Here is a 22,880-nt window from a genome sequence, read left to right as displayed (position 1 = left end):
AGCTGGAATCCAGTACACGCCTGTTGATTCCATGACAGCTGTTGTAATACCGGATTTAACCAGCCACTCTGCCATTGCCTCCAGATCAGCAGTGAAGCAAGAAAACTCGCGAACTGCTCGCGAACTGCTCGCGAACTGCTCGCGAACTGGATGGTCACTGAGTTCCTTAGGTACAGCGACAAAATGCGATACAGAGCCAATATCAATACCTGCAGCAAAGAGGTTAAGTGTCTCAAGATGTCCATCAATGCGCTTTTTGACAGAATCTGAACGACAGTTGTCTGATTGGGTTCGACGGGGCATGACTTCCACTTATACTTTGGGGTGAAGGTATATCCGAATGTGGGGCTGTCGAAAATGTGCATTCTTCTGAACGAGATCGCTTAATGCGTCATCAGTGATGAGGTCGCCAGCTCCCGGACCACGCTTTCAAACGGGCAAAAGGCACCAGTGGCTTTACGGTCTCTGGTTCGGGTATATCTTCCTAACATCATAGAAAACGTCAGGCTTTGGTAGGAAAAAGTTACTCATAGATGTTTGGCCGTGTGCGGGCTGGGACGCTTTCAAGATGCTACGTTGTTGTCAGCAGTTCGGCAACTGCTCCTGCGTTGCTCTACCTCCTGCATCCATGCAGTCGTCGCTCGCCGGGATGCCGGACCACCCAGTCACATACTGTTTGTAGGCTCCCGGGGCTTCGTTCGCTTGCCGCCTGGTAGCATCTTGAAATCCAATGGGTATAGGGATGTCGTAGATGGTTAAGCGGTTTAGGTATATGGGGTTACCTGTTTTTCTATTTATGAATATTGGCTTTTCTTCGGCTTGTTCCATTGAGGGGAAGGGTTGCAAGAAAACGACAGATTGCTGTAATCCCAATACAGAGCGAATGTGTAATGTTGAAGAGGGGCAATGTGTGAAGTGTCTGGGGGAGACTGAATTGTGCGGCTCTGAGAGTCCACCTTGCTGTTATTTGTGTACCCCGGAGCAACCAGGTTGTTTTCAGATGGAGTGCAGAGCCGATCCTGACTATGACCCGGATAGAGTGCGTTGTCTTCCGCCAGTGCCCAGCTTTCAGTCGGATGAATTGTAAGAGAGGAATGGCCTTACCCGGGAGGGAAAGGCCATGGAAGGAAGGATTTAGTTAAAAAACCTGTTTTCCTGTTCCTGTACGCGAATGAACGTGGTTCGCTTGGTCAGTTCTTTCAAGGTCGCTGCACCTACGTAAGTACAGGTGGAGCGAACCCCTCCCAGAACGTCCTGAACGGTATTCTCAACCGGACCGCGATAGGGCACTTTAACCGTTTTGCCTTCAGACGCTCGGTAGTTGGCAACGCCGCCGGAGTGTTTATCCATAGCTGTCTCAGAGCTCATACCGTAGAACAGCTTAAACTTCTGACCGTCTTCCTCGACTTCTTCACCCGCTGATTCGTCGTGACCCGCGAACATGCCGCCGATCATAACAAAGTCAGCACCGCCACCGAATGCCTTGGAAACATCACCAGCACAGGTGCAGCCGCCGTCAGAAATGATCTGACCGCTTACGCCGTGGGCCGCATCGGCACACTCAATGGTGGCAGACAGTTGTGGGTAGCCAACACCGGTTTTGACTCGAGTGGTGCAGACAGAGCCTGGACCGATGCCTACTTTGACGATGTCAGCACCTTTCAGGATCAGTTCCTCAACCATTTCGCCAGTCACAACGTTACCGGCAATGATCACTTTGTCAGGATGCTGTTGACGAACTTTGGAGACGTACTGAACAAAGTGTTCAGAGTAGCCATTGGCAACATCGATACAAATGAAACGAAGTTTGTCGTCCAGTGCAAGGATGTCGTTGAGTTTGGTGAAGTCAGCTGCAGAGGTGCCGCTGCTTACCATGATGTGGTTTTCAATACCTGCAGGTGCGCTGTCCAGAAACGCTTTCCATTCTTCAATGGTGTAGTGCTTGTGCACTGCGGTCAGCATTTTGTGTTCGGCCAGTGCAAGAGCAATGGAAAAGGTGCCCACTGTGTCCATATTGGCAGCAATGACAGGGACGCCAGTCCACTCCTGATCGGTGTGAACAAATTTGAAGGTGCGTTCCAGGCTTACCTGGGAGCGGCTCTTCAGGGTTGAACGCTTGGGCCTGAACAAAACATCTTTAAAACCCAGCTTGATATCAGCTTCAACACGCATAACTTTCCCGTTAGACCTTTTTACAGGTTAAAGACTTAGTCTTCGACAGGTTAATGACAAGGGAGAGTGTACAAGCGGCAGGATTTTGGAGGCTACCTATGAGGACTGTTTCATAAAAGATAGCTTTGACCCGGAAAGCGCGCGCACTTTCGACGCTTATACCGGTCGATTATACAAAAACAGGTATTCAGGTCAAAGGTTGATTTTCCGAAACGTGTTTTCGCCGTTTGGGCAAGCTCACCCGAAGATGTTGCCAGAGGGGCAATGCCCTGTCTGAAATCAAAATCTGCTTTATAAAATAGCAGAGTCAGAAGCAAGGCATTGGAATCAGTCAGCGATGAATCAGTCGATCAGATCCTGAATCTTGGTCTTGATCAGGTCGATGGCTATTCTGTTTTTACCACCATGAGGAATGATAAGGTCGGCATGCTGGCGTGCAGGTTCAATGAACTGAAGAAACATTGGGCGAACCGTTTCCAGATACTGTTTGATGACTGAGTCAACATCGCGACCCCGCTCAATAATATCTCGTTTCATTCGTCTGATCAGACAAATGTCCAGTGGCGTATCCATATAGAAGCGGAGATCAAAGGTCTCGCGAATTTCCGGGCGGGTAAACAGCAGAATACCTTCGATCAGAATAACGCGGGCAGGCAGAACGCTTCGGGTTTCCTGCTTGCGGTTATGCTCAGTGTAATCATACAGAGGCACATCGACCGCCTGACCCTCTTTCAGCAGCTGCATGTGCTCCAGCATCAGATCATGGTCCATGGACTCAGGGTGATCGTAGTTGGTTTGAACCCGCTGTTCCATGGTCATATGAGTCTGATCCTTGTAATAAGAATCTTCAGAGATGACACAAACGTGTTCCGACTGAAGTTCTTCGACCAGTGTGTTGGCCAGCAGACTTTTACCGGAAGCAGAAGCGCCGGCAATGCCGACCAGGATGGTTTTTTGTTTCATCATTTATATCCCGTTATTCATCTCTATCCACAGGTTGGGGGCGACCCTGTTCGTCAATCGCTACGTAAGTAAAGATGCCTTCCGTTACTTTGATGCGTTGCTGATTGAAAGGCATGATCGTGATCCAGACCTCCAGCTTGATCCGCATAGACGTGGTGCCAACGTGCATGATTTCAGCATAACAACAGACCACATCACCAACATTCACCGGATGGTGAAAAGACATAGATTCAATGGCTACGGTAGAAATGCGACTGTGGCTTCTCTGCTTGGCGGCAATACCGCCAGCAATATCCATTTGTGACAACAGCCAGCCACCGAAAATATCACCATTGGGGTTGGTATCAGCGGGCATTGCGAGGGTTCTCAGTACCAGCTCGCCTCGTGGCTCGAGCATGAGGGGTCTCCAGTAAGCACGAAAAATACTGGCGCGAATCCTAAAAGTGATGGGAGCCCATGTAAATCGGTAGTTTCAGAAAAATTGTGCGCACAAGGGAATTTAATAGAATATTATTCAAACTTGCTTTGCAATACCTTGTGATTTCGGTATAAGAACCTGCTGATTTCAGGTCGGAACAGACATCCATTGCTGGGCCGTGAATTTATTTTTTGATTGAAGGATTTTATGAGCGCTCGAGTTCTCTCAAACCCAAGCCAGCTGGTGATTCGTAACTGTGAATGGCTGAGCTGCAATCAGTTGCTTGTGCTGGGTATGCCCGCTGATGGACTGGGAAGAGAGCTTCTTCAGGAAAATATTGCTGAAGAGGTGTATGGGCTTACTCGTGATTTTTCTGTCTACACAGCCATTAAGAATGACTGGTCTGAAGAGAGTCAGCTGACTCTTCAATATGGATCAGAGATTGAGTCCCTGGATAAGCAATGGGATGGCGTGCTGATTTTCCTGCAGAAGAGTAAACCGTTGATGGACTTCTGGCTGGCCATGATCGCCTCCTTATTGAAAGAGGATACTGTCGTATGGCTGGTGGGAGAGAACAGTGAAGGTATTAAGTCCTGGCGCAAACGTCTGAAGCAGAATTTTGCTGCGGTCAAAAACATGGATAATGCCCGACACTGCAGTTTGATTGAAGCTTCAGAGTCATTGAGCAATAACACTGAATTCTCAAAGTCGGAATATTACAGTGCTTACGAGTTGCAGGTTCGGGGCACACCCATGCCATTGTTTTCACTGCCTGGTGTGTTCAGTCATGGGCGTGTAGATGTGGGCACGGCTGTGCTTTTGGATACTTTTGATACTTTTGATACTTTTGATACTTTTGATACCGGACGCGTGCTTGATTTTGGCTGTGGTGCCGGAGTTGTTGCAGGATTTCTTGGGCAATTGAACCCTGATGCTCATTTCACGCTGGTGGATTCAGATGCATTGGCATTGGAAAGCTCTACTCGTACTCTGCAGGAAAATAATGTGCAGAACTTTAATGTGGTAGCCAGCGATGGTTTATCTGAAGTCAGTGGTGAGTTTGACCTGATCGTTTCCAATCCTCCTTTCCATCAGGGAGTAAAAACCCACTACGCGGTGACCGAACAGTTTCTTGCCGAATCGGCTCAACGCCTCAGGAAAGGAGGTGAGCTTCGAATCGTAGCTAACAGTTTTCTACGCTATGAGCCCATCATCAAACAGGCTTTTGGTGATTGTAAAACACTTGTCGTAAAAAAAGGTTTTTCGATCTACCAGGCATTCAAGCGCTGATCCAGCCCGGATATTTCATAACGAAAGTGACTTCCTGAGCCAGGGACTGGCTACAAGCCTTGTGAATCGTTTTATATAACTTTTAAGAATAAAAAGTGTTTAAAAGAATATTTAAGTTATAAGTGGTAAGACTGATAATCTGCGATCCTGATTTTGGGCCGGCAATCAACACAACGGATTTCTTTTGTGTGAATAAAGGTTGCAACCCTATGCCCATAGTTGTTTTCAGGAGTACCTCATGTTCGGTCTTACATTCAAAAAAACCATAACTACTGCCATTCTGGCTACGTCTGTGATGCTGGCCGGCTGCTCTGATGAAAAATCAGCACAGACTCAAGACGAATCAAAGACGTCTGTCGTTAAAGTCGGAATGTCTGGCACTTATTATCCGTTTACCTTCATGGAGCAAGGTGAACTGAAAGGCTTTGAAGTGGATCTCTGGAATGAGATTGGTAGTCGCCTGAATCAAAATGTTGAGTTTGTGACTGCACCCTTCTCAGGCCTGTTTGGCATGCTGGAAGCAGGGCAGTTGAATACCATCTCCAACCAGATCACTTTAACTGATGCTCGTGCTGAGCGTTATGCTTTCTCCGAGCCATACGTTTATGACGGTGCTCAGATTGCCGTGCATCAAGATAACAATGAAATCCAGTCGGTGGATGATCTGGCTGGTAAGAAAGTGGCTGTGAACCTGGGTTCTAACTTCGAAGCCATTCTGCGTCAGAATGATCCTGAAAAGAAAATCAATGTGGTGACCTATGATACGGGCATTGAACAGGATGTCGTGCTTAAGCGTTCCGATGCTTTTGTTATGGATCGTGTCAGTGTCATGGCTCTGATTGACAAGTCTGAACTGCCTCTTAAATTAGCGGGACAGCCTATTGAAATTCTGAAGAATGCCATGCCTTTTATCAAAGATGAAAAAGGCCAGGCTCTGAGGGATCAAGTCAATGCGGCTCTGGATGCCATGCGTGAAGATGGAACACTGGCCACTATTTCCAGTAAGTGGTTTGGTGGTGACATCACGGCCAAACCTGCGGGTTAAACCTTTCATCCATCACGGTTCTTTGGAATACTGCCCCGTTTTTCTTACCATGAAAAACGGGGCAGTCCTGTCTCCTGATAATGTTGTGTTGCAGGATAACGAGCAAGGCTTACTTTACCCGGGGCTGTTCTATTCCATCGTAGTTACAGGCACTTGAATGATTGATTTCGAATACACCATCGGGATGTTACCGACGGTTGCCATGAGTCTGGACACCACCTTATACATGACACTGGGTGGCCTGGTTCTGTCATTATCTCTGGGTCTGGTTCTGGCCCTGGTGAAAATTACCCGGCCTCTTCACCTTCACCATGTGGCTGACCTGTATATTTCTTTCTTCAGAGGGTCTCCTCTGCTGGTTCAGCTCTTCCTGTTTTACTATGGTTTGCCTCAGGTCATTCCTGCTTTGGCAGGTATGCCGGCCATTGTGGCAGTGATTATTGGCCTTGGATTGCACTTTGCAGCCTATATGTCAGAGAGCATGAGAGCGGCAATTATCAGCATCCATTCCGGACAAATGGAGGCCGCTTTGAGTGTGGGTATGACCCGGGCCCAGGGGATGCGAAGAATCATTCTTCCTCAGGCGGTGAGAGTGGCTTTTCCAGCTTTGATGAACAATGCGATCGATCTGCTCAAGAGTACCTCCCTTGCCTTTACACTGGGGGTTGTAGAGATAATGGCGCGTGCCCAGATGGAGGCGGCCAGCAGTTTCAGATTCTTCGAAAGTTACCTGAGCGTGGCACTGATCTACTGGCTGGTAGTGATGGTATGCACCTGGTTCCAGAAGTGGGCTGAAGCTCGCTTGAATAGAGCCTACCTCTAGGAGCCTGTCGGACTTACCGCTGACCTACTGCGAAAAAGCCGGATTTGGCCATTTTCTATGATTCTTTTCGTTGAATAGCTCGCTATTCGCCTCAAATAATCATAAAAACTGTCTCAAACCGGACTTTTTCTCGCTACGGTCGGCTAAGTCCGACAGACTCCTAGTCGATGTAAAGCTGAGTGATTGTTATCTTCGAGTTAGCCAAGCATTGACGTCACTTTAATAGTGTTTCTGAGTGAGTTCTGCTTTGAGATACGCAGGTATTCAGGGAAGTGGCTGAGCACTTCAGCAGGAAAGGGAAAACAAACTAAAAAAGCCCCAACACTTTCGTCATCGGGGCCTTTCAGAATCAATGATGGAAAAGCTTAATCCAGCTGTTCCATCACTTCGGCAGAAATATCCGCATTGCTGTAAACGTTCTGCACGTCGTCCAGATCTTCCAGACGATCCACCAGCTTCATAATTTTTTCTGCGCCATCTTTATCCAGCTCTGTCTGAGTGGAGGCAATCATAGCGACTTCACCACCGGCTGGTGTCAGACCTGCAGACTCAATGGCTTCTTTAACAGACAGAAACTCGGTCCATTCTGTCACCACTTCGATGGAGCCATCGTCGTTAGTCACAACATCTTCGGCGCCAGCTTCCAATGCAGCTTCCATCACCGTATCTTCATCCAGACCCGGTTCGAAGAAGATTTGTCCCTTTCTTTCAAAGAGATAAGCCACTGAGCCATCGGTACCCAGATTGCCACCGTGCTTGGAAAATGCGTGACGTACTTCAGCAACAGTACGGTTACGATTGTCTGTCAGGCATTCAACCAGAACAGCAATACCACCAGCACCGTAACCTTCGTAGGTGACTTCTTCCATGTTGGAATCGTCATCACCACCGGCGCCTCGTGCAATGGCACGATTGATGGTGTCACGAGTCATGTTCGCACCCAGCGCTTTGTCTACCACAGCACGCAGCTTGGGATTATCCTCTATATTACCGCCACCCTGCTTGGCAGCCACCACCAGTTCACGAATGATCTTGGTGAAGACCTTACCCCGCTTGGCATCCTGAGCTGCTTTGCGGTGCTTGATATTGGCCCATTTACTATGACCTGCCATAGAAAATACCCTTTATCTTTTTTTCATCAGAAGGCCGATCTTAAACCGGCCCTCTGGGATTTATCTTGAAAGATCTTTCATCATCAAACGGTGTGAAAGATCGTTTCCAGCTTACGACGATTAACTATTAGCGGTTAACTGCCTACTAACACTTAATGACTGGTAGCAGAAGCCGGATCACGACGAATACGGATGTTCAGATCCCGCAACTGGGTCGCTTCAACATCCCCAGGAGCCTGAGTCAACAGACAAGCTGCAGACTGGGTTTTCGGGAAGGCAATAACGTCACGAATGTTATCGGTACCGCACAGCAGCATAACCAGACGATCCAGACCAAACGCCAGGCCACCATGAGGAGGCGCACCGTACTTCAGTGCATCCAGCAGGAAGCCAAACTTCTCTTGCTGCTCTTCTTCCTCAATTTTCAGGACCCGGAATACCGTCTGCTGCATGGCTTCATTGTGAATACGAACAGAACCACCACCCACTTCATAGCCATTGATGATCATGTCATAAGCACGGGACAGCGCTTCAGTGGGGTTGGCTTCCAGTTCTTCAGGGGTACTGGTTGGCGCAGTAAATGGGTGATGAAGAGCCGTCAGTTCGCCGTTGTCAGTTTCTTCAAACATCGGGAAGTCAACAATCCACAGTGGAGCCCATTCTGCAGTGTACAGATTCAGGTCAGCACCAATCTTGCAACGCAAGGCACCCAGAGCCTCATTAACAACCTTCTCTTTATCTGCACCGAAGAAGACGATGTCGCCATTCTTCGCGTCCAGACGCTCCATGATCTTCATGGTGACATCGTCGCCCAGGAACTTGATGATCGGAGACTGCAGACCGTTAGCGCCGTTTTCGATGGCGTTGACCTTGATCCAGGCCAGACCTTTGGCACCGTAAATGCTGACAAACTTGGTGTATTCATCAATCTGCTTACGGGACAGTTCAGCACCACCCGATACTTTCAGAGCCGCTACACGACCTTTCGGATCTTCAGCTGGGCCTTTGAATACCTTGAATTCAACACCTGCCATCAAGTCAGCCACGTCAACCAGTTCCAGCGGGATACGCAGATCCGGCTTGTCAGAACCGTAACGGTTCATGGCTTCAGCAAAGGTCATGTGTGGGAATTCGCCCAGCTCGACACTGCCCACCTTTTTGAAAGTAGTTTTAACCAGATCTTCAGCCATCCCCATGATCTGGGACTCGTCCTGAAAGGAGGTCTCGATATCAATCTGGGTGAATTCAGGCTGACGGTCAGCACGCAGGTCTTCATCACGGAAACATTTAACGACCTGGTAGTAACGGTCAAAACCCGCCACCATCAGCATCTGTTTGAAGAGCTGAGGAGACTGAGGCAGAGCAAAAAATTTGCCTTCGTGAGTACGGCTTGGCACCAGATAATCACGGGCACCTTCCGGAGTAGCACGAGTCAGAACCGGAGTTTCTACATCCAGATAACCCCGCTCATCCATGTAGCTGCGAACCGCACTGGTCAGCTTGCTGCGAAGGATCATTTTTTCCTGCATTTCCGGACGACGCAGGTCGATCACACGGTTTTTCAGACGAACTTCTTCGCCGACATCGGTGTAACCTTCGATCTGGAAAGGAGGTGTCTGGGCTTCGTTCAGGATTTCAACCTGCTTACCCAGTACTTCAATCTCACCCGTACCCATGTTTTTGTTCACGGTCCCTTCTGGACGAGGGCGAACAAAACCGGTGATTTTAAGCACATATTCACTGCGTGCTCTATCGGCCAGGGCAAAAGCCTCTTCGGTGTCAGGATCAATAACGATCTGGGCGATTCCTTCACGGTCACGCATATCCAGGAAGATCACACCACCATGGTCGCGACGGCGGTGTACCCATCCACACAGGGTAACCTCCTGCCCGTCATGGGAGAGATTCAGTTCGCCGCAATAATGGCTGCGCATAACATACCTCGAAACTGGGGGGCTATTCTGGTTCCAGCACAGAATTATCTGAAATTCTGTGCCTGAATTCATGGCAATGAGAATGCCGCTCAAAATAGAGCTTTAGTTCTCAAAAGGCCGGGTTATTCACTGGTGGCTGCTGAACCACTGGCATTATTCGTGCCCTTGGCAGGACCCTGATTATCATTGGAGGACAGATTCTTTTTATTGCCACCTTTGAAGTCTGTCTCGTACCAGCCACCGCCTTTCAACCTGAAGGCAGGGGCACTCAACAGTTTTTTCAATTCAGGTTCACCGCAGGCACCACAGTCGGTCAGAGGCCCATCGCTGAACTTCTGAATCACTTCCTGCACATCACCGCAACTTCCGCACTGATATTCGTAGATCGGCATTGAATCTGTCTATCCTTCGCTTGCCACTGTCAAAAGTGGTGCATTATACCTGAACCCTTGATTTTCACCAGATAGTGTCAACCCCAAGATGCAAGAATGGGCAATATTATTACGGAAGTTTTTGATTGCAATGGCAGATATGAGGAAGGAAGGGAGAGCAGCGCTCCCCCTATTGCTTAAACTCGATTGTTTTTACTGATCTGAAGAGCGGCTTCCTGCTGTTTTTCAAGAGATTCCGCCACCTCCAGAGGAATGGACTCAAAATCCTGCAGGTGCTCTGCAACACTCTTGCGCTGGGACTCGGTATTTTCAGCCACTTCATCCAGATGATCTTCTTTCACGTCCTGGGTATCTTCCCCTTCCTCCAGCTTGGCTTCTATCCAGAGACGGGCAAAAACCTGGGGACTGCTGGCTCCTTCAAAGCTGAGGTTGTCACCCCGGTGAGTCTCTGCTGCAGGATTTGCAGCATCTTCCAGAGCTTTATCTGAAGGCGCACTATTCAGCGCAATAGCGAACCCCTCTTCTGCAGCCGGATAATTTTCGGCTTCCGACTGGGCATCAAGGCGCTGAGTAGCACTTCTAAGCTCCGCTGGATCTGAAGGCGAGAAGACGAGACGCAGGGTTTCAAAGTCTTCTGCGCTTAGATACTGATCCACCCCCTCTTCAAGTGCTATACGCTCATCCGCCACTTTTATATCATCTCGTCGGTGTTGCTTATCCAGAGACATGACTTCATCTTTGTTCTGCAACCTCTTCCTTGATTCTCTGACCTGTTCTTTTTGTACTATCTGCTCTAGCTCTTTGACTATCTGAACACCTTCCTCACCTGTTTCAAGCGCTGCAGGATCAAACCTCTGACGAATCCTGCCCAGCAGGCTATTCACACGGACAAACTCTTCCGTCACTGAATTCAGTTGCTTATTAGCTCTGAGCAATGCTGCATTATCCGTAGTATTGCTGGCCTCCAGAGCCTGTATTTGCTGATTAAGATTAGTGATTTCAGTGGTAATACCCGCTATTTCATGCTCGAGTAACGTGATTTCAGTCGTCAGCCGGGTAATCTCTTCACTGTTGTCGTTTTCCGGAGAGTGACTGGACTGGGCATCGGCCAATTCATGCTCTTTGAGGGTTTTGGAGAGGTTCTTATTCGTCAGATCCCCCGCACGAGCATCGCGCTGAGTCGTTTTTTCGGTTAGGTCCTGCGTTCTGGTCCGGATACTGCCTCTCAAGGTTCGTGCCTCACTGGCACTATCCTGCCTCCTGCTTTGCTCGTAAGTCCGGTTACTGAAGGTCTGATCAATAGATACGGCACTCACTAATGCCTGAGTATCACTGATCATCCCTTTCACAATCAGAATGAGTGACTGGGTGTCATTGATATCTATATCCTGGGCATTAAAGCGTCGATTGAATTCATGCACAGCAGCTCTGAAACCATCCAGTTTGGCATCGAATGTCCTCTGCAAAAAATCCCGACTATCGGCATTACTGGTCCCTGGCTGATCAGGACTTACTTCTACGGTCTGACCTGTATCACTATTTTCAGAGCTGGAAACCGAGTTAGTACTGCTAAACCCCTGACTAACCTGATCTTGAGAAGTGGTTTGTGGTATACCCCCACTTTGCTGTGCAGGGGTCTGGGATACACCTGAATTGGGATCAACTGGGTCCATATTCACTTCCTCCCTGAAGGTTCAATCAAATAGTGTTTTAATTGTCTGGCCTGCTTTCGCTCTTCTTCCCACCCTTTAGAGGATTTAAGAATTTTTGCCGCATGACTCAAAGCTTTAACCGCCAATTTGCGGTTCTTAAGACGAATAAAACACTCTGTCATACAAATTGAAGGGCGAGGATCTTTGTTATCCAGCTTTTCAGCATAATTAAGAGCAGGTATTGCCGCAGCATCCTGATTTAAATGATGCAGAGCCAATCCAATGCCCAGATAATAACGAGGGCTGTGATGATCCAGGAGCGCCAGATAACGAAAGACTTTAAGAGCCTCAGCGTAGTGACCAATACTGAAATGACTGAATCCAAGCTGGTAGATGGCTTCCATCTGATCCTGATCCAGCCCTCTTAATTCACGGATGGTCCCACCCCGCTTTAAATAAGCAAGCCAGAGGTCCTTTCCTGCTTCAGCACTTTGCTGCAAGCTGCTCATAATTCGTCCCTGAAAAACAAATGATCTCAATTCATTATAAACACTCGTTTTTTTCTGCCATTCATTCATTAGTCTTGTTGGTCTAATAAAAAGAAATTAATAGAAGTAATTCTTATTCATTAAGGTAATTTGCAAAATACCAGATCACTGTTTTACTCAAAGACTCATGTTGCCTAAACACTCAATCAAATAAACCGGGCTTAATAACATCAGGTTTCAAAACCTTTGGGACTATTCCCGCTGGGGTTCTCCTACAGGCAAGAAACACACAACCTGCCCGGGAGCACAGGAGTCCACCCCAATGAAACTTGCCGTTTTAACTGCGACAAGTACTGCTGTTTTTATTGCATCTGTATCAACTGGTGCACTAGCCGATCAGTCACCCCAATCAGAACATCCCAGTGACAACACACTGTCTCTGAAACTACGCAATTATTATCAAGATCGTCAGCTCAAGGATTTCAAACAGCCGGATTACGAAGACGCCAAGAACAATGATCGAGTGGTTAAAAACCATGATAGGCAGCTGGCTTGGGGACAGGGTCTGGAAGTGAATTTCGAGTCTGCGTATCTGGGCTCAGCGGAAGCAGGTGTTGGCTTTGACTTTTCTTTATATGGTGGCCTTAAGTTGCTCGGCGATAAGGATCGGTATGGCACCACCATACTGAAGCAGGGCATTCCTGTTTATGACCCGACCAAGCAGGAATACCTGGCAGATCAAAGCAGCTATGGCAAGGTCGGCCTGGCAAACATCAAAGGCTTTGCCGGCGATGATCAGCACAATGTTCATGCCCATGCTGGCTGGATCTCCATTGAAAAGCCCTTGATGAAGACATACCACCGCCTGACTCCGACCAGTTTCAGAGGAGCTATAGCTGACGCCAAACTGGGAGACTTCGACCTTTACGCCGCCTGGACTGACCAGGTTTCCCTCTACAACCACGATAAAATGGAAGACTTCACCAGTGCCAAGCCAGGCAAAGATGGGCGCAGCGGTGAACACACCAAGGTTGATTACATATACACAGTCGGTGGCTCTTATGATCATGAATCAGGTCTGGGAGGCGACCTAGCCTATGCCGAAAGTGATTCCTATCTGAAGCTTTATCATGGCAACCTGAATTACACCTTCCTGCTGGCTGAAGAAACTTCCCTGTTGCTGGAGGGGCAATTCTATAAAGGTAAGGAAAACGGTGACAAATGGAAGTCAGACGGTAACACCTACGGCGGCTTTGACAAGGACGCTAACCTCTATAACCTGAATGCCAAACTGACCTACGACATGGTCTCTGTCAGCGCCTCCTACAGTCAGATCAATGCGGAGAAAAAGGAAGGACTGGGCTACTTTGACTATCATCTGGCCTATGAGTCCGGTCACGATTATGATGATTTGGGTTACTGGACCAAACGCCAGATCTCAGACTTCAACTATAACGGCGAACGCGTCTGGCAGGCGGGTATTCAATACAGCTTTGACAACCTTGGGTTACCGGGCCTGACCATGGGTTACACCTTTACACAAGGTTCCGATATCGAAGCCAACAACCTGACCGAATTCCGCGACAAATATAAAGAAAGTGAGCATAACGTAGCCCTGGGTTACTCTTTCCAGCAAAAAGAACTTAAAGGTTTGAGTGTCACTTTCCTCTATGCACAGCACAAAGGTGATAAAGAAATCAGCGAGATCAAAAATCAAGATAAAGATGGTTATGAATACGAAGGCATGACTGATCTTCGTCTCTACGTCGATTATACAGTCAGCGTCTTTTAAGGGCAGTCCTGCAGGATAACTCCATGGGCATGGATGCCCTGTCTGCCAACTACTTGCACCAAAAAACCACTTGCACCAAAAGATGTCATATTTCTGTAAACCCTGTTGCATCCTGTTCAGGATTGTATAAAAATCTCCTTTAGCCCTATGGGGAGGTTTCGCTGTACATTCCGTCCAAGCAGTACATGGATGATGAAACCAGGGCCAGAACACACATCTAAATACAGCAAGGAGCTGCAATAATGAAACTCGCACAGATTAGTGCCCTGAGTGCTGCCATCTTTATGGTGACCTCTGCTCAGGCTAACGCCTTCCTGGACGACTCAAGCCTGAACCTGGAACTGCGCAACTATCATATGACCAAAGGTCAGGATGATGGTACTAACGATGATTCCACTTCACAGTGGGCTCAGGGTATCCGCGCAGACTTTACCTCTGGCTACTTTGAAAACATCGTGGGCTTGGACTTCAGCGCTTATTACTCTCTAAAACTGGGAGCTTCTCATGCAGATTTGGAACCTGGTCTATTAAAAGTCGATAGTAAAGGCGAGTCCCACAGCTACGGAAAAACTGCTTACGCCATCAAATTCAATTTGGCGGATATGGGCGTAGCTAAGTACGGCCGCATGTTTATTGATACTCCCTTGCTGAATGACTCTGACAGCCGCGTATTACCTAGCCTTAGTGAAGGTCTTTATGCAGACATTAACTACGGTGGAGCTTCTGCTCACACTGCTTGGGTCAAAAAAGCTAACGGCAGAACGGAATCTGGCTTCGTTGATTACGAAGCTGATGGAGATAGCCAAGCAGTCAAGTTGATTGGTGGCGCATATGACTTTGGAAACGGCTTGAGCCTTAGCGCTGATTATGCAACTCAAAGCGACTTCGCTAAGAAGTATCTCACCGAAGCAACTTTCTCAACCGCGATAGAAGGTATCGACCTAGGCTTTGCTGGCCAATATGCCAACCTGACCAAAACAGGTGCTGCAAAACCAGCTTCCGGTGATAAAAGCCAATACGCATACGGTCTAAAAGTCTCTGCAGACGTTGGTAAAGCCAGTTTCGGTGTAGCTTACACCAAAGTTGAAAGCACTGACCTTGGAGAGTTTGGCATTGGCTGGCAAACAGCTGAAGGAAACGTTAACGACGACGATAACGGCTACTTCGGCTACAACTCCATCCAGATTTCTGACTTCAACAGTAATGGTCAGAAAGCCTGGGGCTTCAATGCTGGTTACGACTTTAACGAAATGGTTGAGGGTCTGAGCGTTGAAGGCATTTACGTTATGGGCGAAACCAAACCTCAGGACGAAACCGAATACAACCTGGACATCAACTACTCCATTCCTCAGGTTGAAGGACTGTCTGCTCGCCTGAGATACGCCAAAAACACCACTGATTATGATGCCAGTAATACCAAAGACCTGGTTAGAACTGACACTCGTGTCATCATTAAGTACGAAGTAGCAGTATTCTAAATCGCTTCTGATACTTAGCTAAACAAAAAGCTCTCGCACTGCGAGAGCTTTTTGTTGTCTGAATACCGGAATACCCAGCAGTTACAGCTAACCTACAAATCTTTCAGACATGAAAAAGGGAGGCTATATGCCTCCCATGATGAACTCCAAAAAACTCAGAGAACCAACGCCAACTACATCACGTAGTGGCATACTCCTTGAGCTTTTTCAAAGGACGAACCTTCACCTGTATACTGGCTGGTTTAGCAGGCACATCCATCAACTCACCAGGCTTGAATGGATTGGGCACTCCCTTTTTGGCTTTTTGAGCTGGTTTTTTCCTGGTCACAATCTTGAGCAGTCCCGGAAGAGTGAACTCGCCACAACCCCGCTTCTTGATATGACGCTCAACCAGTATTCCCAACTCTTCTAATACAGCTCCCACTTCTTTCCGACTCAAACCGGTACTTTCTGAAATATCAGCAAGAATCTGGGTTTTACTGTACCTATCCTTGATAGCTGCGGCTTTCTTCGCTGCCATACTTTTACTCTCCTGATGGTTTTCCCTGTAAATTACTTTCCGCACCTGCGGATTGTGATCTGCCACTTCACCAGGCTGATTCAATGCTTCAAGAGGTTAGCCGGTAAAAAAACCGGACATTAAACTTCCCTGACCTCACAGAGCCTGTAAAACCAGACTTTTGAAACATCTAAAATCACTATAACAAGTGATTTTTTACAGTGGTAGTCTTTTTTTGCACCTTTATGCATTGCTGTAGCCCTTTATATACGGCGTATAGAAAGAGTTTGAGATAGAAGCTCAATGGCGTTACATTAATCCTTACAGCAGTGTTACGCTGTGGTTTTTTATTGCCCTGTTTTACACACTCCGAAATGGCTGCAGTACAGGTTTGCCAGCATTCCCATTATTTCGGGAGGCAGTCATTTCGTTATAAGCGGGCGGTAAAGAGCTTTTTGATGTTTACCCGGGTAAGGCGCTTTTTAATGCAGTAATGCCGGATACTCACGTATTTTTCAGTCACACTCATAACAACCAAAAGGACTCAGTACTTGAAACATCTTAAATTAATCCACATGATCCTAGGCATCCTTTCACTGGCAGCATTGATTGTGGAAGGGTCCATCCTCAATGTGCTGCTGGGTGGAGCCCTGGCTATTGCCTCTGCGACCATGCTGTTACTGACCGCAGCTCTGATCCACCTCTGCCTCGGCTGCTACCTGACAGTTTATCGCTGCAAGAAATCCTACGTTCAGACACTGGCTTCGGTCATGCTGATTGCAGCCACCGCCCTCAGCGGCTGGGTCATGTTCTCCCACCAAACACCCGAGATTGGTTTTGAGCCAGGACAGTTGTCTTCCCTGCTTATTGTTGCGGGTGTTCTGCTTCACGTTGCTATCAACCTGAAATCCCTGGGCTCTACTACCACAATTGAAGTGAGTGACTCCGATAGAGAAACGGGCACCGTCAAATGGTTTAACGTTTCAAAAGGCTTTGGCTTTATTACCCGGGATATCGGTGAAGATGTCTTTGTCCACTATCGTGCGATTCGGGGAGAAGGACACCGGACTCTGTCTGAAGGACAACGGGTTGAATTTATCGTGGTAGAAAAAGACAAGGGACTACAGGCAGAAGACGTTATCGCTGCCCCAAGAGGCCACTGAAGACCAAATCAATAACAGAACGGGGCTCACAGGCCCCGCTCAATTAGACTATTCCCAATCAATAATGAGGAGGAGGCGCATTTTCCTCCGGCTCTTCCAACTGCGAGTTAGCCACAGAGCTTAACTGTTTTTTCAGCTGAATCATTTCCTGCTTCAAACTGTCAATTTCCTGCTGCTGCCGCGTCACCACTTCATTAAGCTGAGCGACCGTATCTTCCTGGAAGCTGACCTGGGTTTGCAGTTCAATCAGTTCATCATTCATTTCCTGCACTCCACTCACTCAAAACAACTGAACAGTGATTCCAGCTTCTTTTTGATCTCACTGACCTGATCCTTGTCATAAGGTTTAGCTGGCAACCTGCCCCAAACCGGATTTGGCCAGGCAGCATCACTTTCATATCGCACAATATGATGGACATGCAGCTGCTTAACAACATTACCCAGAGCAGCTACATTCATCTTCTCCGCCTCAAATACATCATTCAGAATGGCCGCAGTCAACGAGGATTCACAAGCCATCTGCAATTGCTGCTCTTCATCAAGATGAAACACTTCATGAACCCCAGCCACCCTGGGCACCAAAATAAACCAAGGGTACTGAGAATCATTCATCAGCAAAACTCGGCAGAGAGGCAAGTCCCCCATGACAAAGCAATCCTCATCCAGTCGGTTATCCAGCTGAAATTCGCTCATAATTTACTCCGATTTAGCCGAGTTGCCAGAAATAATTCGCAGCACTATAGCTAACCTGCTGGTGAAATTCGACCATGATTGACTCAGCAGCCATGACGTATCAGCACAACCGTAGTAAAATGCTGCCTTTGCGTTTTGATAATCGGATAACTGAGCACATGCGTACTAGTCAATCCTTGATCTCAACCCTCAAGGAAACACCCTCCGACGCCGTAGTCATCAGCCATCAGCTGATGCTGCGAGCAGGCATGATCCGCAAACTGGCTTCTGGTCTCTACAGCTGGATGCCCATGGGTCTGCGTGTTCTCCAGAAGGTAGAGAACATTGTTCGTGAAGAGATGAACCGCTCTGGCGCGCAGGAAGTTCTGTTGCCGGCCGTGCAACCTGCTGAACTCTGGCAAGAAACCGGCCGCTGGGATCAGTTTGGCCCTGAGCTGCTCAGATTCAAAGACCGCCACCAGCGCGACTTCGTCATCGGCCCCACCCACGAAGAAGTCATCACTGATATGGTTCGTGACACCATCAGCAGCTACAAACAGCTGCCCACGAACCTCTACCAGATCCAAACTAAGTTCCGTGATGAAATCCGCCCTCGCTTTGGCCTGATGCGTGGTCGTGAGTTCATCATGAAAGATGCTTATTCATTTCATTCCAATGACGAATGCCTGTCTCGTGAATATGAAAACATGCACGACACTTACAATCGCATTTTCACCCGTCTGGGCCTGAATTTTAGAGCAGTTGAAGCGGATACAGGCTCCATCGGCGGCAGCGCTTCCCACGAAATTCATGTTCTGGCTGAGTCGGGAGAAGATGCCATCGTATTCAGCAATCAGAGTGAATACGCTGCCAACATTGAAAAAGCAGAAGCCCTCGCACCCGCTCATGAAAGAGCGGCCCCGTCTGAAGAGATGCGACTGGTAGACACTCCCGAGGCAAAAACCATTGCAACTCTGGTTGAACAATTCGACCTGGCTGTTGAGAAAACTGTCAAAACCCTGATTGTTGTTGCAGACGAAGACGCAGAAGCTGATTTCGTAGCCCTGATAGTACGCTGTGATCACGAGCTCAATGAAATTAAGGCCGAAAAACTGCCTGAAGTCGCCGCTCCTCTGTGCTTTGCATCAGAAGAAGACATTAAGTCCGTTATGGGTGCCGGTCCAGGCTCTCTTGGCCCTGTAGGTATCAAAATCCCCTGCATTGTTGATCGAGCTGTTGCCGTAATGTCTGATTTCGGCGCAGGTGCCAACATTGATGGCAAACATCATTTTGGTATCAACTGGGAAAGAGATGCGTCCTTCGACAACGTTGCTGACTTGAGAAACATCGTTGAAGGTGACTCCAGCCCATGCGGTCAAGGCAAACTGGAAATCAAACGCGGCATCGAAGTCGGACACATCTTCCAGCTGGGCACAAAATACTCCGAATCCATGAACGCTACCGTTCTTAATGAAAACGGTAAAGCCGTCACCATGGCAATGGGTTGTTATGGACTGGGCGTTTCCCGAGTAGTGGCTGCTGCCATTGAACAGAATCATGATGATCGCGGAATTATCTGGCCAGAAAGCATTGCACCTTTCCAGATCGCCATTGTCGGCCTCAAGATTGAGAAATCTGAAGCTGTTCGCGAAGCCGCCGAAAACCTTTATAAGGAACTGACCGAAGCCGGCTACGATGTTCTTCTTGATGACCGCAAGGCCAGCCCGGGCGTCAAATTTGCCGACATGGAACTGATTGGTATTCCACATCGGGTAGTCCTGAGTGATAGAGGACTGGCAAACGGTCAGGTAGAATACAAATACCGCAGGGCAGCAGATCGCGAAGACGTGGCACTCAGTGAAATTTCGGACTTTCTCAAAGAACGTCTGGCCTGAACGATTTATTAAACGGCCGTCGTTTTACAATAAAAACAGCCTGATAAAAGGCTTGGCTCTCACACTACTGCTTTCTCCAGTCACAGGCTGGAGTCAGCAGAAAGTGGATGAAGGGCTGCGCATCTATCTGGAAGAAGCTCTCAGCACCACTGAGAGCTTCTTCGATCGTTTCGAGGCTGAAGTCTGGCTGGTCGATATGTCCAACCGGCTGAAGCCCTTTATGAAACACCAGGATCCGCGCCAGCGCCTGGAGCTGCTAAAGAAAATCCACAAGAAGGCAACTGACGCCAAACTCTCCCCTGAACTGGTATTGGCACTGATTCAAACCGAGTCATCCTTTGACCGATTTGCCGTTTCTTCTGCCGGAGCTCAGGGTTTGATGCAGATAATGCCGTTCTGGAAAGACGTCATTGGTCGCCCACAAGACAACCTGACCGACATTGAAACCAACCTGAAGTATGGCAGTCATATTCTCAGTTATTACCTGGAAAAAGAAAAAGGCAATCTCACCCGGGCTCTGGCTCGCTATAACGGGAGTCTTGGCAAAACCTGGTACCCGGAGCGAGTGTATAAAAACTGGGACCGCCACTGGCGAAATGATTGAGAATCATCTCAAAGCTGAAGCCTCGGCTGAATAAAACCAACTGCGAAAGACTTATAATAAACAGCACTCACCTGTTCACGGGCCTTGTTGATCCATGAACTCCTGGAATTTACCAGCCAGAACCCCCTGCTCTTCTCTCAAACAGGGAACACCTCCAATAATGGGATAAACCAAAGGTGAGCTTTTACTGAACAACACATTTCCCTTTTTCAGAAGGGCTGTTTTGTACTTTGGGCACACCCAGGTCAAGCCAGCTTGATGATGTTCCCCATTTTTTCTGATAATGGTAACGGCGGATGGATTCATTGGATTGGCCACCGCACCCAGCATCCAGTGGTCAAGAACCTCATAGCCCAGATCTTCAGAAAAGCCCACCAGATTCTGACAGTAACCATGCTGCTCCATTCTTTCTCTGGCTTCAGAAGAAGCCAGTTCATAACCTGGCTCAATCAAAATCAAATACTTCTTTGCCACTCGATAAAGCTCTGCCAAAAGAGGCAACTCTTTACCACCATTAGGCTCGATTGAGTGCGAGGTATAAACAACATCAACAGAGTCGTCTGCTAAAGGAATCTGAAAAAGATCCCCCATACAAAGCTGGACTCCATTGTGCTGATTGGACTGAAGCCATTTCCTGGCATAAGCCACCCTTGACCAACACAAATCAAAACCATAAAAGTCAGGTTGATCACCAAGACCTGCGATTACACCCGAAAGAGTCGTTGCCTCTCCTACCCCTGCCTCCAGGACAGTCTGAGGATTGCATACAGATCGAATGACATCGGCAACCTCAGCAGAATACGCCTGTTTGTGTTTTTGCATGGATTGACTGTCCATGGCAGAAGAGTAGCTGCCGGACTGCAGGTCATAGGATTGTTCAATAATGTCTGAAGTATTCTTCGTCAGCCCTTTTACTTCCCTCAAGTGAGCTGAGATGTTTTTGCCCTGATCATACAATTTCTTCAATTCTTCTGGATTAGCCATTTCATCACTCAATCTGGATTCAATGTCATTTATCAAGAAAATCATTTTGTTGCTCAAGGCTGTTTCGGCCAGATCAACATTGAATCCAGAGGAAAAATCATGAGAATGTTAACTTGGATTAAGAAATAGCTTAGCCCGTGGAAAACTCAGCAAACTCCTGCTCAGGCTCAACAGAAACGCTAACATCGGTCACTCTTGCCAGAGGTGGGCCTTTATGAAGCCAGTTTTCCAGCTTGTCCAGAGCTTCCCCTTCACCACACATTAAAACTTCAACTCGCCCATCTGGCAGATTTTTAGCCCAGCCGGTAACCCCTAACTTTATGGCTTCCTGCTGGGTCGAGCCACGATACCAGACGCCCTGTACCCTCCCTTCAATCAGTGCTCGCCTGCATTGATTAGCCATTTGCGCCCACCTTGTTCTTCAATGCCTGAATTTTCTTTTCCAGGCTATCCCTAGTCTGAGGTCCGTATAATACTTCTATCAGCTTTCCTTGCGGATTAACAATCATTGTCGCAGGCAAAACCTGAGGGGTTTTGGTTTCCAGTAGCGCTAATGGACTTTCCGTGATAACAGAAAACTGTATACCCAGCTTTTTGGCTTTATTGACGAGTTCTTCACCCTCACTGTTATCAAAATCATACCCAAGAACCCGAATGCTTCCGGCACTTGCCAAAGCGTTCAGCTCCGGGATTTCTTCTCGACAGGGATCACACCATTGAGCCCAAATATTGATAGCTGTCCACTGCCCTTTACCATCCTTGAGATAAACATCTTTTCCTTGAGTATCAGTCAAATCCGGCTTTGAGCAGGCAGACAGAAAAAGAGTCATCAATACCAGCGGAAACAGGCGGGAGAAAAGTAGTCGCATAGCCAACAGATCCTGTAACAAGGTTGCTCTGATTCTAGCCGGAATGCGTCACAAAGTCGCCGAAGGCCTTGCATGAAATGGCGAGAAAATCCGTTTAGGAAACCCTTCTGTAATCTCTTGCCGAAAACCAAGAATCTGCTTGTACTACCCACCCTCATTTTGATACATTTTTGTCTCATTATGGACCATTTAGAAATTGTCACTTAATAGCAGTGAGGTGATTACATGGATTTTTCAGTCATTGAGTGGGCAGAGTACTCGGAGTACCTGGTCGGCATTTTTATCCTGATAGCATCAGCATTATTGCTGACCTATGAGCTGACCTATGAGCTGACCTATGAGCTGGCCTGGAAGTTGGCAAAGCGTTGCTTTGAAACACGGGAACTGGCCGACATCCTTTCCAGTGTCGTTTCCTTCTTCGCCTACTTTGGCGCTGGGGTTCTCTATTTCGGCCTGATTCTCACCGCATTTTATGCGGCGTCTGAATATGCACTGTTCCAGTTTGAACCTAGGAGCCTGTCGGACTTACCACTGACCTACTGCGAAAAAGCCGGATTTGGCCATTTTCTATGATTCTTTTCGTTGAATAGCTCGCTATTCGCCTCAAATAATCATAAAAACTGTCTCAAACCGGA

At 47.9% G+C, this 22,880-nt stretch carries 23 protein-coding genes and 1 pseudogene; 9 read left to right on the top strand and 15 right to left on the bottom strand.

The annotated features are described in order from the left end of the window. From ACR2PX_RS05885 to yciA, 4 genes and pseudogenes are all read right to left on the bottom strand, one after another. Positions 1-303 (bottom strand): annotated as a pseudogene (locus ACR2PX_RS05885) (hypothetical protein); the annotation flags it as partial. An 831-nt stretch (positions 304-1,134) separates the two neighbouring features. Then, positions 1,135-2,172 carry a GMP reductase gene (locus ACR2PX_RS05880; RefSeq protein WP_433998433.1) on the bottom strand — a complete coding sequence of 346 codons (1,038 nt, stop codon included), beginning with the start codon at positions 2,170-2,172 and terminating at the stop codon, positions 1,135-1,137. Between the two features lie 342 nt (positions 2,173-2,514). After that, positions 2,515-3,138 (bottom strand): uridine kinase, encoded by a 624-nt coding sequence (udk, locus tag ACR2PX_RS05875; protein WP_433998432.1) that lies wholly within the window; start codon positions 3,136-3,138, stop codon positions 2,515-2,517. A gap of 10 nt (positions 3,139-3,148) precedes the next feature. After that, positions 3,149-3,532, bottom strand: coding sequence for an acyl-CoA thioester hydrolase YciA (yciA, locus tag ACR2PX_RS05870; protein ID WP_433998431.1), 384 nt, complete (start codon positions 3,530-3,532; stop codon positions 3,149-3,151). 228 nt (positions 3,533-3,760) lie between these two features. On the opposite strand from yciA, the gene ACR2PX_RS05865 reads away from it, so the two are divergent. The 3 genes from ACR2PX_RS05865 (at position 3,761) to ACR2PX_RS05855 (ending at position 6,711) form a co-directional block, all read left to right on the top strand. Next, positions 3,761-4,843 (top strand): methyltransferase, encoded by a 1,083-nt coding sequence (locus ACR2PX_RS05865; protein ID WP_433998430.1) that lies wholly within the window; start codon positions 3,761-3,763, stop codon positions 4,841-4,843. Positions 4,844-5,081: 238 nt separating this feature from the next. Next, a complete protein-coding gene (locus ACR2PX_RS05860) occupies positions 5,082-5,888 on the top strand; it encodes an amino acid ABC transporter substrate-binding protein (RefSeq protein ID WP_433998429.1) in 807 nt (268 codons plus the stop codon). 157 nt (positions 5,889-6,045) lie between these two features. Next, the gene (locus ACR2PX_RS05855; protein ID WP_433998428.1) at positions 6,046-6,711 is read left to right on the top strand and encodes an amino acid ABC transporter permease; all 666 of its coding nucleotides are present in this window, start codon (positions 6,046-6,048) and stop codon (positions 6,709-6,711) included. 365 nt (positions 6,712-7,076) lie between these two features. Here the strand turns inward: ACR2PX_RS05855 and ACR2PX_RS05850 are convergent, their stop codons facing one another. From ACR2PX_RS05850 to ACR2PX_RS05830, 5 genes are all read right to left on the bottom strand, one after another. Further along, positions 7,077-7,823: a YebC/PmpR family DNA-binding transcriptional regulator gene (locus ACR2PX_RS05850; RefSeq protein ID WP_433998427.1), complete on the bottom strand. Its 747-nt coding sequence runs from the start codon at positions 7,821-7,823 to the stop codon at positions 7,077-7,079. A 152-nt stretch (positions 7,824-7,975) separates the two neighbouring features. Next, a complete protein-coding gene (gene aspS / locus ACR2PX_RS05845; protein ID WP_433998426.1) occupies positions 7,976-9,757 on the bottom strand; it encodes an aspartate--tRNA ligase in 1,782 nt (593 codons plus the stop codon). Between the two features lie 122 nt (positions 9,758-9,879). Then, positions 9,880-10,149, bottom strand: a complete 270-nt coding sequence (locus ACR2PX_RS05840) for an FmdB family zinc ribbon protein (protein ID WP_433998425.1) — start codon at positions 10,147-10,149, stop codon at positions 9,880-9,882. Between the two features lie 176 nt (positions 10,150-10,325). Further along, entirely contained in the window at positions 10,326-11,822 is a 1,497-nt protein-coding gene (locus tag ACR2PX_RS05835) for a hypothetical protein (RefSeq protein WP_433998424.1), read from the bottom strand. Between the two features lie 2 nt (positions 11,823-11,824). Then, positions 11,825-12,310 (bottom strand): SycD/LcrH family type III secretion system chaperone, encoded by a 486-nt coding sequence (locus tag ACR2PX_RS05830; RefSeq protein ID WP_433998423.1) that lies wholly within the window; start codon positions 12,308-12,310, stop codon positions 11,825-11,827. A gap of 301 nt (positions 12,311-12,611) precedes the next feature. Between ACR2PX_RS05830 and ACR2PX_RS05825 the strand changes: the two genes are divergently transcribed. Both ACR2PX_RS05825 and ACR2PX_RS05820 read left to right on the top strand, forming a co-directional pair. Next, complete coding sequence (locus ACR2PX_RS05825) at positions 12,612-14,081, top strand: OprD family outer membrane porin (RefSeq protein WP_433998422.1); 1,470 nt, start codon at positions 12,612-12,614, stop codon at positions 14,079-14,081. Between the two features lie 242 nt (positions 14,082-14,323). Next, entirely contained in the window at positions 14,324-15,559 is a 1,236-nt protein-coding gene (locus ACR2PX_RS05820) for an OprD family outer membrane porin (protein ID WP_433998421.1), read from the top strand. Positions 15,560-15,737: 178 nt separating this feature from the next. Here the strand turns inward: ACR2PX_RS05820 and ACR2PX_RS05815 are convergent, their stop codons facing one another. Further along, positions 15,738-16,079, bottom strand: a complete 342-nt coding sequence (locus tag ACR2PX_RS05815) for an HU family DNA-binding protein (protein ID WP_433998420.1) — start codon at positions 16,077-16,079, stop codon at positions 15,738-15,740. A gap of 785 nt (positions 16,080-16,864) precedes the next feature. Here ACR2PX_RS05815 and ACR2PX_RS05810 point away from each other — a divergent pair. Then, complete coding sequence (locus ACR2PX_RS05810; protein ID WP_433998435.1) at positions 16,865-17,221, top strand: cold-shock protein; 357 nt, start codon at positions 16,865-16,867, stop codon at positions 17,219-17,221. Between the two features lie 58 nt (positions 17,222-17,279). On the opposite strand, the gene ACR2PX_RS05805 is transcribed toward ACR2PX_RS05810, so the two are convergent. Together ACR2PX_RS05805 and ACR2PX_RS05800 are read right to left on the bottom strand one after the other, a co-directional pair. Next, positions 17,280-17,483 (bottom strand): SlyX family protein, encoded by a 204-nt coding sequence (locus ACR2PX_RS05805; RefSeq protein WP_433998419.1) that lies wholly within the window; start codon positions 17,481-17,483, stop codon positions 17,280-17,282. Positions 17,484-17,497: 14 nt separating this feature from the next. After that, positions 17,498-17,914, bottom strand: a complete 417-nt coding sequence (locus tag ACR2PX_RS05800; RefSeq protein ID WP_433998418.1) for an HIT domain-containing protein — start codon at positions 17,912-17,914, stop codon at positions 17,498-17,500. Positions 17,915-18,072: 158 nt separating this feature from the next. Between ACR2PX_RS05800 and ACR2PX_RS05795 the strand changes: the two genes are divergently transcribed. After that, positions 18,073-19,788 (top strand): proline--tRNA ligase, encoded by a 1,716-nt coding sequence (locus ACR2PX_RS05795; RefSeq protein WP_433998434.1) that lies wholly within the window; start codon positions 18,073-18,075, stop codon positions 19,786-19,788. A 52-nt stretch (positions 19,789-19,840) separates the two neighbouring features. Next, positions 19,841-20,392, top strand: a complete 552-nt coding sequence (locus ACR2PX_RS05790; RefSeq protein WP_433998417.1) for a lytic transglycosylase domain-containing protein — start codon at positions 19,841-19,843, stop codon at positions 20,390-20,392. A gap of 75 nt (positions 20,393-20,467) precedes the next feature. On the opposite strand, the gene ACR2PX_RS05785 is transcribed toward ACR2PX_RS05790, so the two are convergent. The 3 genes from ACR2PX_RS05785 to ACR2PX_RS05775 all read right to left on the bottom strand — a co-directional run bounded on the left by ACR2PX_RS05785 (position 20,468) and on the right by ACR2PX_RS05775 (position 22,245). Next, positions 20,468-21,421, bottom strand: coding sequence for a methyltransferase domain-containing protein (locus tag ACR2PX_RS05785; RefSeq protein ID WP_433998416.1), 954 nt, complete (start codon positions 21,419-21,421; stop codon positions 20,468-20,470). Positions 21,422-21,506: 85 nt separating this feature from the next. Then, complete coding sequence (locus ACR2PX_RS05780) at positions 21,507-21,779, bottom strand: acylphosphatase (protein ID WP_433998415.1); 273 nt, start codon at positions 21,777-21,779, stop codon at positions 21,507-21,509. Next, positions 21,772-22,245: a TlpA family protein disulfide reductase gene (locus ACR2PX_RS05775; RefSeq protein ID WP_433998414.1), complete on the bottom strand. Its 474-nt coding sequence runs from the start codon at positions 22,243-22,245 to the stop codon at positions 21,772-21,774. The genes ACR2PX_RS05780 and ACR2PX_RS05775 overlap by 8 nt, the downstream gene beginning before the upstream one ends. 225 nt (positions 22,246-22,470) lie before the next feature. Between ACR2PX_RS05775 and ACR2PX_RS05770 the strand changes: the two genes are divergently transcribed. Then, the gene (locus ACR2PX_RS05770; RefSeq protein WP_433998413.1) at positions 22,471-22,818 is read left to right on the top strand and encodes a hypothetical protein; all 348 of its coding nucleotides are present in this window, start codon (positions 22,471-22,473) and stop codon (positions 22,816-22,818) included. Positions 22,819-22,880 lie beyond the last annotated feature (62 nt).

The sequence above is a fragment of the Endozoicomonas sp. genome, assembly GCF_051008435.1.
Classification (GTDB): domain Bacteria; phylum Pseudomonadota; class Gammaproteobacteria; order Pseudomonadales; family Endozoicomonadaceae; genus Endozoicomonas_A.
The sequence above is the reverse complement of the archived record's forward strand: the minus strand, read 5'-3'. Positions and strand labels throughout refer to the sequence as shown.